Source organism: Sphingomonas bacterium (assembly GCF_028289855.1).
Taxonomy (GTDB): Bacteria; Pseudomonadota; Alphaproteobacteria; order Sphingomonadales; family Sphingomonadaceae; genus Sphingomonas.
Genome location: NZ_JAQGKZ010000012.1, coordinates 1 through 14945 on the forward strand (window position 1 = coordinate 1; position 14945 = coordinate 14945).

Below are 14945 nucleotides of genomic sequence, written 5' to 3' on the forward strand. Positions count from 1 at the left end.
ACAACCTTACGCATTCGAATTCTCCACTTCGCTCGGCTCTATGCGCGGCTTGTCACGGACCAGCAAGGCGCGCGCGAGCAGGATGAGCACCCCCACCGTAATCGCCGCGTCGGCAAGATTGAAGGTCAAAAACGGCGACCAGCCACCGAAATGCAGATCGGCATAGTCCTGAACATAGCCCAGCCGCACGCGATCGACGATATTACCCAGCGCGCCGCCCGCGATCATGCCGAGCGCGAACTGGTCGGTCCGGTTGGCTTCGCGCCACATCCACACCAATACCGCGCATGCGATGACGCCGGTCAGCACGACCAACATCCACGAATGGTCGGGCGAGACTCGCAAAAAACCGAGCGACACGCCGGGATTGTGCAGATTGCGCAGCATGAAGATCGGCAGCACTTCGCGCTCGGCGCCTTCGTAAGTCAGGCCGAGCGGGCCGACGACCAGCACCTTGATGAACTGATCGAGCATAAAGAACCCGACCGCCGCGATCAGCCCCAGCTTGGGCATTTTCCCGATCACGAAACCACCTCTGTACAGCGACCGCACAAGCTGCCGTCTGCCGTCACTTCGGGCAGATGGCGCCAGCAGCGGCCGCATTTCTGGAATTCGGTGCGCGCGACCGACAGATCGCCCCTCGTCACCTTGGCGACGATGAACGTCTCGGCCAGCGCCGCGGCGTCGACCGGGAGTTCGGGCACCGCGACCTCGGCCTCGAGGCTCGACTTGATCACTTTCTCGCGGCGGAATGGCTCGATCGCTTCGGTGACCTGCGCGCGCAAGGCACGGATATCGTCCCAATTGGTCGCGTGCGGCACGTCGCCCGGCAATTTCGGCAATTCGGGCCAGTCGAGCAAATGCACCGACTCGTCCTCGCTCGGGAAGCGTTCCTGCCATGCTTCCTCGGCGGTGAAGCACAGGATCGGCGCGGCGTAGCGGACGAGTGCGTGGAACAGCGTGTCGAGCACGGTGCGATACGCGCGCCGCTTCGCATCGCCCGGCGCGTCGCAATAGAGCGAGTCCTTGCGGATATCGAAGAAGAACGCCGACAGATCGTCCTGCGCGAAGTCGGTCAGTAGGCGAAGGTAGCGGTTGAACTCGAATCCTTCCGCCGCCGCCTTCAACTCGACGTCGAGCCGGCCGAGCAGATCGAGCACGTACAGTTCGAGCGCGGGCATGTCCTTCGGCGCGACGCGCTCGCGCTCGTCGAACCCGTCGAGCGCACCGAGCAGGTAGCGGAACGTGTTGCGCAGCTTGCGATACGCGTCGGACGCGGTGCCGAGCACTTCCTTGCCGATCTTCACGTCGTCGAAATAATCGGTCGATGCGACCCACATGCGCAGGATATCGGCGCCCGATTCCTGGATGATCTTGAGCGGATCGACCACATTACCGAGGCTCTTCGACATCTTACGGCCGTTGCCGTCGAGCGCGAAGCCGTGGGTCAGCACGGCATCGTACGGCGCGCGCCCGCGCGTGCCGCAGCTTTCGAGCAGCGACGACTGGAACCAGCCGCGATGCTGGTCGGAGCCTTCGAGGTACAAGTCCGCGCGAACGCCCTCGCCATACCGCGCCTCGATCGTAAAGGCGTGGCTCGATCCGCTGTCGAACCACACGTCGAGAATGTCGTTCTGCGGCTCGTAATCGGCCAGCTTGTAGTCGGGGCCGAGCAGCGCCTGATGATCGGCGGTGAACCACGCATCCGCCCCGCCCGCTTCGAACGCCTTGACGATTCGGTCGTTGACCGCGCCGTCGCGAAGATACTCGCCGGTGGCGCGGTTGACGTACAGCGCGATCGGCACGCCCCACGCGCGCTGGCGGCTGATCACCCAGTCGGGACGCCCTTCGACCATCGAGCGGATGCGGTTCTTGCTGCGTTCGGGTACCCAGCGCGTCCGCTCGATCGCGTCGAGCGCGAGCCCGCGCAAGGTCGGGCCGTTGCCCTGCGCGTGACCGAGCACCGGGGTGAACCCGGCGATTTCGCCCGCCGGCGCGAGATCGACCATCGGCGCGGGGATATCCGCCGCCTGCGGCTGATCCATCGGGATGAACCATTGCGGCGTCGCGCGCTGGATCACCTTGGCCTTGGAGCGCCACGAATGCGGGTAGCTGTGTGCGAAATCGTCCGACGCCGCGAGCAACGCCCCGGCGGCGCGCAGGTCGGTGCAGATCGGCCCGTCCGACGCGACGAACTTCTTGTTGATAACGCTCCCCTGCCCGCCGAGCCACGCCCAGTCGGGACGATAGAAGCCCGCGCCGTCGACCGCGAACACCGGGCCAATGTTGAAATTCTTACAAAGCTCGAAGTCGTCTTCGCCATGATCCGGGGCCATGTGGACAATGCCGGTACCAGCATCGTCAGTGACAAACCAAGCCGGCAAAAGCGGCCGCGGCCCGGCAAAAAAGCCTCCGAGATGATGCATTGGATGGCGAGCAACTACCCCTTCGAGCTGCGTCCCAGTTAAACGCTGCCGCTCAACCAAACTGCAAGCTGCACCACCCGGCCACGATTTTCTAAACCGCTCCTCAAAGTCTGCTTTCAAAGCGTTATTGGAAGCAATTATGATTTGCTTGGTCTGCCACTGCTGGACAGCCGGGTTGTCAAAAACGTCCGTCCCGGGCGAGGCATCCACCGACACGGCCACGTCGTAGAGTGCGTATTCCAAATGAGGCCCATACGCCAAAGCCTGGTTCACCGGGATCGTCCACGGCGTCGTCGTCCAGATCACCGCGTGCGCGCCGACCAGTTCGGGCGCGTTCGGCGCCTCGACGATCTCGAACGCCACGTCGATCTGGGTCGACACGACGTCCTCATATTCGACCTCGGCCTCGGCTAGCGCGGTCTTTTCGACCGGCGACCACATCACCGGCTTGGCGCCGCGATAGAGCTGGCCGCTTTCGGCGAACTTGAGCAATTCGCCGACGATCACCGCTTCCGACGCATAGTTCATCGTCAGATACGGGTCGTCCCACTCGCCCATCACGCCGAGCCGCTGGAACTGCTCGCGCTGCACCGCGACCCATTTCTCGGCATAGGCGCGGCATTCGGCGCGGAACTGCGCGACCGGCACGTCGTCCTTGTTCAGCTTCTTCGCGCGATACGCTTCCTCGACCTTCCATTCGATCGGGAGCCCGTGGCAATCCCAGCCGGGCACGTAGGGCGCGTCCTTGCCGAGCAGGGTCTGGCTGCGGACGACGATGTCCTTCAGCACCTTGTTCATCGCATGGCCCATATGGATGTCGCCATTGGCGTATGGCGGGCCGTCGTGGAGGATGAAGCGCTTGCGGTCTTTGCGCTGCGCGCGGAGCTTCCCGTACAGATCCATCGCCGCCCAGCGCGCGAGGATCGCCGGCTCCTTCGCCGCGAGGCCGGCTTTCATCGGAAAGTCGGTTTTGGGGAGGAAGACGGTGTCGCGGTAATCGGGCGCGGATGGGGTGTCGGTCATAGGTGGGCGGGCATTAGCGCGCGTTTTCCCTTCCGTCATGCTGAACTTGTTTCAGCATCCACTGCGCAACAACCTCCGCCATCGTGGACGGCACGAGTGGATCCTGAAACAAGTTCAGGATGACGGAGCGTTGAGGAGGCGCCGCGCCTCGGCGATATCTTCATCCATCTGCGCCTTGAGCGCCTCCAGGCTGTCGAACTTCGCTTCGGGCCGGATGAAGTCGATCAACTCGACAGAGATAGCCTGGCCGTACAGATCGCCGTCGAAGTCGAAGAAATACGGTTCGAGCAATTCCTTGGGCGGATCGAACGTCGGCCGCACGCCAAGATTTGCGGCGCCGTCGAGTACGCGCCCGTCTGCCAGCCGCCCGCGCACCGCGTAGATGCCGAACTTCGGGCGCAGGTAGTTTGCCATGTCGACGTTCGCGGTGGGATACCCCAAGGTTCGCCCGACCTTGTCACCGTGCTGGACCACGCCCTGGATCGTGTAGGGCCGGGTGAGCAACCGCGCCGCACCGCGAGGATCGCCCACGCGCAAGGCGTCGCGAATGCGGGTCGAGGACACCGTTTCGCCGTCGAGCTGGACCGGGGCGATCGTGTCCACCGTAAAGCCATGCCGCTCGCCGAGCGAACGCATCAGCGGAATGTCGCCGCTCCGCCCCTTGCCGAAGGTGAAGTCCTCGCCCGTCGCGACCCCGCCGACGCCGAGATCGCCGACCAGGCAGTGCTCGACGAACGCCTCCGCCGACAACGCGGCGAGCGCGGCGTCGAACTGGAAGACGTACATCGCGTCCACGCCCGCGTCGGCAAACAACGCCGCGCGCTGGTCGAGGCTGGTCAGCCGGAACCAATCGCTGTCGGGCCGGAAGTAGCGCATCGGGTGCGGATCGAACGTCGCGACGATCGCCGGCTTGCCCGCCGCCCGCGCACGCTCGACCGCCGCGCCGACCACTGCTTGGTGCCCGAGGTGAAACCCATCGAAATTGCCGAGCGCGACGAACCCGCCGCGCAGCCGCTCGGGTACCGCCGAGCCGCTGGAAAGCCGCTCCATCAGCGCGCCTATACGGGCGTCATTTGCCGGGCACCATCCCCGCGATCAGCACGCGCAGCACGTTGCCGCCCATCACCTTGCGCATATCGTCGTCGCTGAACCCGCGGTCGATCAGCGCCTGCGTGATCGCGGCGACCTGGCTTGCGTCGAACCCGGTGGTCACCGCGCCATCGAAGTCCGACCCCAGCCCGACATGGTCGATCCCAACGAGATCGCGGACGTAGGCGATCGCCTTCGCCACGTCGGCCGGCTTGGTCGAACAGATCGCGGCGTCCCAATATCCAATCCCGATCACCCCGCCGGTCTTCGCGATCCCGCGCACTTCGTCGTCGGTCAGGTTGCGGTTGACCTTGCACGTCGCCTGGACGCCGCCATGGCTGGAGACGAGCGGGCGGCGCGCCATCGCGATCACCTCGGCGACGGTCTGGTGGCTGGCGTGGGCGACATCGACGACCATGCCGAGCGCCTCCATCCGCCGCACCACGGCGACGCCGAGCGGAGTCAGCCCGCCCTTCTTCATCCCGTGCATCGACCCCGCGACATCGTTGTCGAAGAAATGCGCCAGCCCCGCCATGCGGAACCCGGCGGCATAGAGCTTGTCGAGGTTCGCGATATTGCCCTCGAGGTCCTGCAGCCCCTCGATCGACAGCATCGCACCAACGGGCGGCTTGCGCGGGGGGTTGGTGAGCGGGCTGGCGTCGATGATGGGCCAACGACCAGGGTCAGCGCGGTCAACCAACAGGCGCATGAGGTCAGCGCCGCTGGTAATCACACGCATCTGCCCCCTCGACGCGGCGGCAAAGCGCTTCAGCTTGTCGGCATGGTAGAGCGAGCGTTCGAGCAGCGATCCCCACGTCCGCACCGGCTGGAGGTCGGCCACCACCAGCGTCGTGATATTGTCGGTGTCACCCGAATTGCCGTCGTAATTCTGCCCCTTGGGCGTCTTGGTCACCGACGAGAAAATTTGCAGCGCGTAATTGCCGTCCTGCAGCCGCGGCAGGTCGACCATGCCCCGCGTCGAGCGCGTCAGCAGGTCGCGTTTCCACAGCAGCGAGTCGGCGTGCATGTCGGCGACGTCGAGCGTCTTCTGCAACGCCAGTGCGCGCGGCGAGATGTTGAGCGCGACCGGCTGCACCTTGTTCTGCGCATTCTCGACGATCCCGGGGGCGAGAACGAAGAAGGCGATTGCGGCGATCACAAGCAGGCCGAGCCCGCCGAGAATCCATTTGCGCATGCGCTTCTCCCCCTAATCGCGTTTCAACGTCACGAAACTATAGGCCGGCCACTCGCCCTCGGCCGCATGATCCTCGCGCTCGACTTCGCGCCAGCCAGCGAACGCCGGCACCGTCACGTCGCCTTCGGCATCGACATGGACCTCGGTCAGTTCAATTCGGTCGGCGCGGTCGAGGAACAGCGCGAACACGTCCGCCCCGCCGATCACCGCCGCATCGTCGCCCGCCAGCTTCAGCGCCTCATCGACCGAATGCGTGACCTCCGCCCCCGCCGCGCGCCACGCGCGGTCACGGGTCAGCACGATGTGGCGCCTGCCTGACAGCAGGCCGGGAAGGCTATCGAATGTCTTGCGGCCCATGATCATCGCCCGCCCCATGGTCTGCGCCTTCAAGCGCTTGAGGTCGGCGGGAAGATGCCATGGCATCGTGCCGTCGCGCCCGATGATGCCATTATCGGCGCGCGCGAGGTGAAAGGAGATCATCGCCGCGTCATGCCGCGCGGGCGTCCGGGACTCAACGGGGGGCGTGATCCTTGACCCACTTTTTGGGGTCCTTGTCGACGGGCTTCACCCCGGTCAGGTGATCCGCCTCGAACGTCGCGAACTTCACGCCCAGGTCGTGGCGCTCCTGCAAGCTCGCCTGCTGGCGGAAATCGGTCAGGCCCTGCCGCTCTTCTTCCGCCATATGGTCGCCATTTGCCTTGTTGCAGTCGCCTAGCGCCTTAAACCACGCCTTGCTGCCGACCTTTTGCTTGTCGACCGCGGCCGCGGTGTCGCGGATTTCGTTGTGATCCTCGATCGCGTCCTCGGTTTCCTCGGCTGCAGAATCGGCGTCGTTACCGCCCTTCCCGACCTTCATCAGCCGCGGATAGAAGAAATGCTCCTCCGCCTCGGCATGCGAATCGAGCAGAGCGCGCAGCCGTTTCCACAGCGACGACAAAGCGGCGGTGTCCTTGGGATCGATCTGTTCGATCTGCGCGAACAGGTTACGCTGCTGCGCGTGTTCGTCGAGGATGAGTTGCGTGATATCCACCAGAGCGCCCTTTCGTTGCGGTATCGAAAGGATAAAGCGCGACGCCCCACACGGTTCCGTCAGACCGCGACCGGCGCTTTTATGTGCGCCTGCGCGTCGTACCCGACCAACTGGAAATCCTCATATTCGTATTGGTCGATCGACGGCGGCTTGCGCAGGATTTCGAGCCTTGGCAGCGGCCCCGGATCGCGGCCAAGTTGCTCGCGCGCTTGATCGAGATGATTTGAGTACAGATGGCAATCACCGCCGGTCCAGACGAACTCGCCAACCTCGAGTCCGGTCTGTTGCGCGAGCATGTGGGTCAGCAACGCATAGCTCGCGATATTGAACGGCACGCCGAGGAAGATGTCCGCCGAGCGCTGATAGAGCTGCAGGCTGAGCTTGCCGTTCGCGACATAGCATTGGAACAGGCAGTGGCACGGCGCCAAGGCCATCGCGTGGAGCTCGCCGGGGTTCCACGCGCTCACTACCATGCGGCGGCTGGCGGGGTTGACCTTGAGCGTCTCGATCAACTCGGCGATCTGATCGACATGCCCGCCATCGGCGGTCGCCCAGTCGCGCCATTGCTTGCCATAGACCGGGCCGAGATCGCCATTCTCGTCGGCCCATTCGTCCCAGATCCCGACCTTACGTTCCTGGAGCCACCGCACGTTGGTGTCGCCGCGCAGGAACCACAGCAATTCGACGATGATCGAGCGCAAATGAAGCTTCTTGGTCGTGAGCACCGGGAAACCCGCGCTCAGGTCGAACCGCATCTGGTGCCCGAACACACTCCGCGTGCCGGTGCCGGTGCGGTCCATTTGCTCGGCGCCATGGTCGAGCGCGCGCTGCATCAGGTCGAGATATTGCCGCATGACCGTAACCTAGCGGGGCGTGAGGAACTCGCCAAGCAGAGCGAAATCATCCGCCGTGGATAAGTCATGGATTGGGTCGTGCTCCGCTCTGTGCGCAGCATCGGCCAATGGCATCGTCACCCCCGCAACCGGAGACCCGCGACCGCGACTGGGCGCGCCGGCTGTTCGCCAGCGTTGCCAGCGAGCCTCGCGAAGTCGTTGCTTTTGCTTATTTCGATCCGGAATGGACGTACCTCGGCGCGCGCCATTGCGCGTCGGACGACCCTGGGCGCGCGACGGTGCCGATCCGCGAGGTGGTGCGCGACGTGCTGTCGCTGGAGGCGCGGCTGGTGCTGATGGCGCACAACCATCCGAGCGGCGACCATCGCGCGAGCGAGGACGATTTGGCGGTCACCGCGCGGCTGTCGCGCACGCTCGACGCGATCGGGGTGCGGCTGGTCGACCATCTGATCCTCGGAAGCGACGGCTGCACCAGCCTGCGCGACGAGGGGCGGCTTTAAGCGCCCAGGCGGCAAGCCTTGATCGTCTTCGGCTCGGGGCGCGGGCCGACCGCGCGGAACCGCGCCATATAGCCGCCGGCGGACGGCATCTCGTCGAACCCGACCAGCTTGTAACCAATCGCGGCAAACTCGCACTGGAGCAATTTGGGCGGCGTGCCGTGATCCTGAGTCGGCCGATCGGCATCGACCACGACCACCTCTCCGTCGGCCTTGAGCGACGGCCGGATGCGCCACAGAAACTCGTAGGGCTGCTCGATCTCGTGATACATGTGGACCATCAGCACGCGGTCGAAACTTCCATTGTCGGGCAGCTTTGGGTTGGCCGGATCGCCCAGTCTCACGCTGACATTGTCGAGCCGGTCGCGCGCCACGCGCTGCGCCAGCGCGTCGCGCACCGCAGGCACGATATCCTCGGCCAGCACGCGCCCGTCCTTGCCGACGCGGCTCGCCAGTCGGATCGTATAATAGCCTTCGCCGGCGCCGATATCGGCGATGGTCATTCCCCTGACGATGCCCGATTTATCCATAACCTCGCCCGATTCGTTCAACCGGTCGCGCGCTTCCTCGGTCGACCAGCGGGGCGAACCGATCGGCGCGACCGGGCGGTCGGCGGCGGGGAACGGACCGGCGCTGTCAGGCTTATCGCCCACCACCGCGGGCCCGCCATCGCACGCGGCGAGGAGCAACAGCCCGGCGATAGCTACCCGTACGCGCATCAATCGACGTCCTCCACCTCGACCGCCTCACCGGTCACGCGCTGCGACAGCGCCGCCGCCATGAACGCGTCGAGATCACCGTCGAGCACGTCCGACGGCGCGGTCGAGGTCACCCCGGTGCGAAGGTCCTTCACGAGCTGATACGGCTGGAGCACGTACGAACGGATCTGATGCCCCCAGCCGATATCGGTCTTGGTCGCATTCTCGGCGTTGGCGACCGCCTCGCGCTCGGCGAGCTCGCGTTCGTAGAGGCGCGCGCGAAGCTGATTGTACGCTTCCGCCTTGTTCTTGTGCTGGCTGCGCTGGTTCTGGCACTGGACGACGATCCCGGTCGGGATGTGCGTGATGCGCACCGCCGAATCGGTCGTGTTGATGTGCTGCCCGCCCGCGCCGCTCGCGCGGTACGTGTCGATGCGTAGGTCGCTTTCGTTGTAATTGACCTCGATATTCTCATCGACGACCGGATAGACCCACACGCTGGCAAAGCTGGTGTGGCGGCGCGCCGCGCTGTCGTACGGGCTGATCCGGACGAGGCGATGCACCCCGCTCTCGGTCTTGGCATACCCATAGGCGTTTTCGCCCTTGAGCAGGATTGTTGCGGACTTGATCCCGGCTTGCTCGCCCGAATGCTGGTCGATCAACTCGACCTTGAGCCCGTGGCGTTCGCCCCAGCGCTGGTACATCCGGCTGAGCATCCCCGCCCAGTCTTGGCTCTCGGTCCCGCCCGCGCCGGCGTTGATCTCGACATAGGTGTCGTTGGCGTCGGCCTCGCCGGCCAGCAGCGCCTTGATCTTGTCCTGGTCGGCGCGCCTGGCGAGTTGGGCCAGCGCCTCGACCGCCTGGCCTTCCATCTCGGTATCGCCCTCGGCCTCTGCCATGTCGATCAGTTCGACATTATCGGACAGCTCGCTTTCGATGCTGCGCGTCGCGGCGATTGCCTCGTCGAGCCGGCGGCGTTCGCGCATCACCTCCTGCGCGGCCTTGGGGTCGTTCCACAGCGCCTGATCCTCGACCCGCGCGTTCAATTCGTCGAGGCGGCGGAGCGCACGATCCCAATCAAGGAACCGGCGCAACAGCGCCAGCGCCTCGTTGATCGACTCGACATGCGATTGCGCCTCGGCGCGCATCAGGGAACTCCAGTTCAATCTTCACGTGGCGCGCGAAGAAACCGCCGCACGCGCATCGATATAGGAAGCGGACCTAGTAGATACCGCCCTGCCGTTGCAAGAAATCGCCGTCGCCCGAATCGGTTGGCTTGGCCGGCGGCGGCGCCTTGGTCGCGGTCGGCACCGGCAAATCGCGGCGGATCGGCCCGCGGCGCGGTTCGCTTTCGGGCTTGAACGCCTCCCAGATCACCCCGGCCTTGGGATCCTTGTCGCTCGGCCAGGCGCCGAACACCGGGCGGCCGCTGGTGCGGTCGATGCGCACCATGCGGATGCCGGCGGGCGCGCGGAACGGCAGCTTGGGCATGCCTTCATAGGCCTTGACCGCCCATGCCTTGAAGATCGGCGCGGCGATCGTGCCGCCCTGCGCGTATCCGCCCAGATTCACCGGGCTGTCATAGCCCATATAGACGCCCGCGATCATCTGCGGCGTGCCGCCGATGAACCACACGTCCTTCGGCCCCGAATTGGTGCCGGTCTTGCCGAACATCGGCCGGTCGAGGTCGCGCAGCACGACCGCGGTGCCGCGCTGGATCACGCCTTCGGCGATATGCACCATCTGGTACGCGCTCATCGGCTCGACGATCTGCTTGAGGCGGACGACCGGGCGCGGCATCGGCTTGCCGTTCCAGTCGGGCGCGTTGCAGCGGTCGCAGGCGCGCCAATTGTCCGGCCAGATGACCTTGCCGTGCCGGTCCTGGACGTAATCGATCAGCGTCGACGGCCGCCCGCGCCCGTTATTCTCCAGGATAGAATAGGCGTTGACCATCCGTGACACGGTGGTCTCGCCGGCGCCGAGCGAGAAGGCGAGATAGGGCGGATATTTGACGACGCTGATCTGGTCCATCAGCTTGACGACGTTGCCCATGCCGGTCTGCGCCGCGGCGCGCACCGTCATCAGGTTGCGCGATTGCTCGACGCCCCAGCGCATCGTGTGCGGGCCGGAGCCGGCTCCGCCGCCGAAGTTCCTGAAGCATTTTTGGCCGCGCGAGCCCTGACTGACGCAAAAAGGCCCATCGACGATGATCGACGCCGGGGTCAGCCCGGCCTGGAGCGCGGCGGCATAAACGACCGGCTTGATCGTCGATCCCGGCTGGCGCATCGCCTGGGTGGTGCGGTTGAACGACTGGATTCGGCTGTCGAACCCGCCCTGCATTGCCAGTACGCGGCCGGTCGCCGGCTCCTCGACCAGGAAACCGCCCGAAATCTTGGGGACCGTCTGCAAAGCGAAACTGCCGCCCGCGGGCGACACCGCGACGATATCGCCGACCTTGATCGCGCTCGCCGCCGACCCGCCACCGCCGCGGATCGGCATCGACGCGGCGCCGCGCGGCATCGTGCCGGTCGACCCGTCGGCAAAACCCAGCCGGAAATCGCCCGCCGCATCGATGACCATCGCCGCGCGCCAATCCTCGTAATCGAGCGCGATATTGCTGCCGAGCAGCGCGCTCTGCCAGCTCGTCCCGATCGTGACATGGCCGAGCGGCCCGGTCCAGCCGCGCCCACGATCGTAGCGCAACAGCCCGTCGCGCAGCGCCTTTTGCGCCAGCGCCTGCTGGTTGGGATCGAACGACGTCCGCACCCACAATCCGCCCGAATAGACGCTGTACGGGTTGCGCCCGCCGTCGGCATTCTCGCCGAACTTTTCCATCAACTGGCGGCGGACTTCTTCCATGAAATAACCCGGCACCGATTCGAACGACGCGGTGCGCTTGTTGACCGTGCCGAGCGGTGAGGCGACCGCGGCGTCGTGCTGGGCTTGCGTGATGTAGTTGTTGGCCAGCATCTCGTTGAGCACATAATTGCGCCGCGCCAGCGCGCGCGCGGTCTGGCGATCGGGATCGTAGCCGGACGGAGCCTTGGGCAGGATCGCGAGATAGGCATATTGCGGCAGCGTCAGCTGGTTGACGTCCTTGTCGAAATAGGCATGCGCCGCCGCCTCGACGCCGTACGCGTTGCGCCCGAGAAAGATCGTGTTGAGGTATATTTCGAGGATCTGCTGCTTGGTCAGCACATTCTCGATGCGATAGGCGAGGATCGCCTCCTTGAGCTTGCGCGTATAGCTCGCTTCGTTGCCGACGAGCAGGTTCTTGGCGACCTGTTGCGTGATCGTCGACGCGCCGCGCGCGCGCTTGCCGCTGGTCAGATTGTCGAACACCGCGGAGGCGATGCCGAGAAAATCGACGCCGTGGTGCGAGAAGAAGGTCTTGTCCTCGGCCGACAGATAGGCGCCGACGAGCAGCTTGGGATATTCGTCGAAGCTCAGCTGGACTCGGCGTTCGCGGGCGTACGAATAAACCGGCATGCCGTTGGTATCGCGGACGTTCGACGGCAATGGCGGCTCATAGGTCTTGAGCGAATCCACCGACGGCAGGCCGGGCAGCACGAAGATCAAGAGGGCGAGATAGGCAAGCCCGATCAGCGCGGCAAAAAACGCCAGCACCTTGACCCACCACCGCTTCCACGCGCGGCGCACGAAGCCCGGACCGCCCGGATCGCGCTTGATCGTGAAGTCTGCGGTGTCGGAAACGTCGGCGGCCATAGCGGCCCGCCTTAGCAAATCCGGCGGCGGTTGCCAGCGATGTTCGACGGGCGGTTAGTTCGACGCTAGCCGCTTAGCGAAATTGATCTCCACCGCGCGCTCGACACTCATGGCGATGCGGCGGCGGCCTTCGGGCGAATCGAGGAAGGCGGCGTCGTTGGGGTTCGAGATATATCCCGTCTCGAACAGAATCGAGGGCATGTCGGGCGCCTTGAGCACCATCAGCGACGCCATGCGGTGGAAGTTGGGCTTGAGCGGCATCAGCGGACTTGCCTCGCGCCCGAGCAGCCGCGCGAACGCGGCGCTGGCGTTCATCGTCTCGCGTTGCGTCAGGTCGATCAGGATCGACGACACGTCGGCATTCTCGCTGCCCAGATCGACCCCACCGATAATGTCGGCCTTGTTTTCGCGCGACGCCAGCTTGGCGGCTTCCTTGTCGGAGGCGATTTCGGACAGCGTGTAGACCGACGCGCCCGAGGCATCGCCTGTCCCGACGCTGTCGCAATGGATCGAGATGAACAGATCGGCCTTCAGCTTGCGCGCGATGCCGTAGCGTTCCTGCAGCACGAGGAAGCGATCGTCCTCGCGAGTCAGCGCGACGCGGACCCGGCCCGATGCGAGCAATTGGTCGCGGATCGCCTTGGCGATGCGCAGCGTGACGTCCTTCTCCTTGAGGCCCGAGGTCGGCGAGATCGCGCCGGGATCGAACCCGCCATGCCCCGCGTCGATCACCACCAGCGGCCGGTCGGCATCGCCGTCGACGCGCGGCAGCGACAGCGTCTTGCTCGGCACCGGGACGGGCAGCGACACGGTGTAACGCGCCGGGATCAGGCCATTGTCGGGCATGTTGAACGGCGGCAGGAACCGTAGCTTGCCTTCGGCGGCGGCGCGCGCGAAATCCGAATCGTCGACCGTCTTGAGCTGCAGCGTCAGCACGCGGCCGTCGCGGCCGAACTTGCCGTCGGCGATGACCGCGGGGCGAGCCAGGTCGAACACCACGCGCGCGCCGCCATCGCGCGCGCCTTCGCGCACACCGCTGACCAGACCGCCGGACTCGACGCTGCCGCCGGGGCTCGCGCCGTTGACGTCGAGCGCGACGCGGTTGGGCGAGGCGAGCAGGAAGCTGGACGCATCGGCGACGCGTTGGTCGAAGGTCACGACGACCGAATCGTTCTTCACCTCGACGCGCTGGATCGTCCCCGCCCACGCAGGCGTTCCGCCCAGCCACAGGGCGAGCAAAGCGAGAATGAACGACACGCGCACGTAATGGCGCGCCGGCTTGTTGCCGGTCCAGCGAAAAACCATGTGCGAAAGAACCCCTTTGCGAACACCCGGATCGCGACTGCTATTGGGGCTGGGCACTCTTCCACACGGTGAAGCGATGAGGTTAACCGGCAATTCGGCATATTTTTGCCGGCAGAAACGGCAAGATACTGCCAGTTGAAGCGGGGCGGCGGGGGTGCTAACTTAGCACGTAATCGGACTTTTCGCGCGTTTTTGCGTCGGTCCGGTTTCACGGCCGCCCCTGTGTTTCGGGTCAAGCGGTCAATCCAGGTTGACGCTCGCAATGACGCATTTTCCCTGCCCCATGATCCGCCCGGCTCTAGCCGGCGGTCGTGCTGGCGTGGGTGTCCCGGGCCACGCGCCCGGGCGTGCTCTGCGCGCGAAAGACGAACATCCACCCATCCGTGACCACCGGCGACTTGCCGGCAGCGCGCGACCTATCGGCGCGCCCCTTCCCTGTTTCGAGGAACGGCGCGCCCGGAGAGCATTACATGACCATGCGTATGTTGATCGACGCACGCCACCGGGAAGAAACCCGCGTGGCGGTCGTCAAGGGAAACCGCATCGAGGAGTTTGATTTCGAGAGTGCCGAGCGCAAGCAGCTCAAGGGGAATATCTATCTAGCCAAAGTCACGCGGGTCGAACCGTCGCTGCAGGCGGCGTTCATCGATTACGGCGGCAACCGTCACGGCTTCCTCGCTTTCTCGGAAATCCATCCCGATTACTACCAAATCCCCAAGGAGGACCGCGATGCGCTGCTCCGTGAGGAGGCCGAGCACGCCGCCGAGGAAGCCGCTTTGCGCGCCGAGCTCGATGGCGACGAAGACGATCACGATCATGACGACGACGCGCATGACGACGATCGTCACGAGCCGTCCGAGGAAGAGCTCGAGCGGCTCGACGATGACGGCGCGCCCGACGAGGAAGTAGCCGCCGAAAGCGAAAGCCAGGGCCGCCGTCCGCGCCGCCGCGGCGGCGGGTCGGACGACCAGGTCGACGCGTTGCGCGAACGCCGCATGAATTTGCGCCGCCGCTACAAGATCCAGGACGTGATTCGTCGCCGTCAGGTGCTGCTCGTCCAGGTCGTCAAGGAAGAGCGCGGCAACAAGGGCGCGGCGCTGAC

12 protein-coding genes and 1 pseudogene are annotated in these 14945 nt (G+C 65.3%); 2 read left to right on the top strand and 11 right to left on the bottom strand.

Annotated features, from left to right (window positions below; genetic code table 11):
- Window positions 1-6: 6 nt before the first annotated feature.
- The 7 genes from lspA to JWM94_RS00680 form a co-directional block, all read right to left on the bottom strand.
- Window positions 7-522, bottom strand: a complete 516-nt coding sequence (lspA, locus tag JWM94_RS00650; RefSeq protein ID WP_299419756.1) for a signal peptidase II — start codon at window positions 520-522, stop codon at window positions 7-9.
- Entirely contained in the window at window positions 522-3449 is a 2928-nt protein-coding gene (gene ileS, locus JWM94_RS00655) for an isoleucine--tRNA ligase (RefSeq protein WP_299419713.1), read from the bottom strand. The genes lspA and ileS overlap by 1 nt, the downstream gene beginning before the upstream one ends.
- A 114-nt stretch (window positions 3450-3563) precedes the next feature.
- Complete coding sequence (locus JWM94_RS00660; RefSeq protein WP_299419717.1) at window positions 3564-4499, bottom strand: bifunctional riboflavin kinase/FAD synthetase; 936 nt, start codon at window positions 4497-4499, stop codon at window positions 3564-3566.
- Between the two features lie 19 nt (window positions 4500-4518).
- Window positions 4519-5733 carry a dipeptidase gene (locus JWM94_RS00665; RefSeq protein ID WP_299419720.1) on the bottom strand — a complete coding sequence of 405 codons (1215 nt, stop codon included), beginning with the start codon at window positions 5731-5733 and terminating at the stop codon, window positions 4519-4521.
- Window positions 5734-5745: 12 nt separating this feature from the next.
- Window positions 5746-6213, bottom strand: coding sequence for a dihydrofolate reductase (locus JWM94_RS00670; protein WP_299419724.1), 468 nt, complete (start codon window positions 6211-6213; stop codon window positions 5746-5748).
- Between the two features lie 31 nt (window positions 6214-6244).
- On the bottom strand, window positions 6245-6763 hold the full coding sequence (locus JWM94_RS00675) for a hemerythrin domain-containing protein (RefSeq protein ID WP_299419728.1): 519 nt from the start codon (window positions 6761-6763) through the stop codon (window positions 6245-6247).
- A gap of 59 nt (window positions 6764-6822) precedes the next feature.
- Window positions 6823-7617, bottom strand: a complete 795-nt coding sequence (locus JWM94_RS00680; RefSeq protein ID WP_299419731.1) for a thymidylate synthase — start codon at window positions 7615-7617, stop codon at window positions 6823-6825.
- A 107-nt stretch (window positions 7618-7724) separates the two neighbouring features.
- Between JWM94_RS00680 and JWM94_RS00685 the strand changes: the two genes are divergently transcribed.
- On the top strand, window positions 7725-8117 hold the full coding sequence (locus JWM94_RS00685) for a JAB domain-containing protein (RefSeq protein ID WP_299419736.1): 393 nt from the start codon (window positions 7725-7727) through the stop codon (window positions 8115-8117).
- Here JWM94_RS00685 and JWM94_RS00690 read toward each other — a convergent pair.
- The 4 genes from JWM94_RS00690 to JWM94_RS00705 all read right to left on the bottom strand — a co-directional run bounded on the left by JWM94_RS00690 (window position 8114) and on the right by JWM94_RS00705 (window position 13843).
- Window positions 8114-8833, bottom strand: coding sequence for a class I SAM-dependent methyltransferase (locus tag JWM94_RS00690; RefSeq protein WP_299419741.1), 720 nt, complete (start codon window positions 8831-8833; stop codon window positions 8114-8116). The two genes, JWM94_RS00685 and JWM94_RS00690, sit on opposite strands and share 4 nt — an antisense overlap.
- Complete coding sequence (prfB, locus tag JWM94_RS00695; protein ID WP_299419744.1) at window positions 8833-9960, bottom strand: peptide chain release factor 2; 1128 nt, start codon at window positions 9958-9960, stop codon at window positions 8833-8835. Before prfB ends, JWM94_RS00690 begins: the two co-directional genes overlap by 1 nt.
- Before the next feature lie 73 nt (window positions 9961-10033).
- On the bottom strand, window positions 10034-12538 hold the full coding sequence (locus JWM94_RS00700; protein ID WP_299419748.1) for a transglycosylase domain-containing protein: 2505 nt from the start codon (window positions 12536-12538) through the stop codon (window positions 10034-10036).
- Between the two features lie 54 nt (window positions 12539-12592).
- Window positions 12593-13843 carry an N-acetylmuramoyl-L-alanine amidase gene (locus JWM94_RS00705; RefSeq protein ID WP_299419752.1) on the bottom strand — a complete coding sequence of 417 codons (1251 nt, stop codon included), beginning with the start codon at window positions 13841-13843 and terminating at the stop codon, window positions 12593-12595.
- Between the two features lie 482 nt (window positions 13844-14325).
- Here JWM94_RS00705 and JWM94_RS00710 point away from each other — a divergent pair.
- Window positions 14326-14945 (top strand): annotated as a pseudogene (locus tag JWM94_RS00710) (S1 RNA-binding domain-containing protein); the annotation flags it as partial.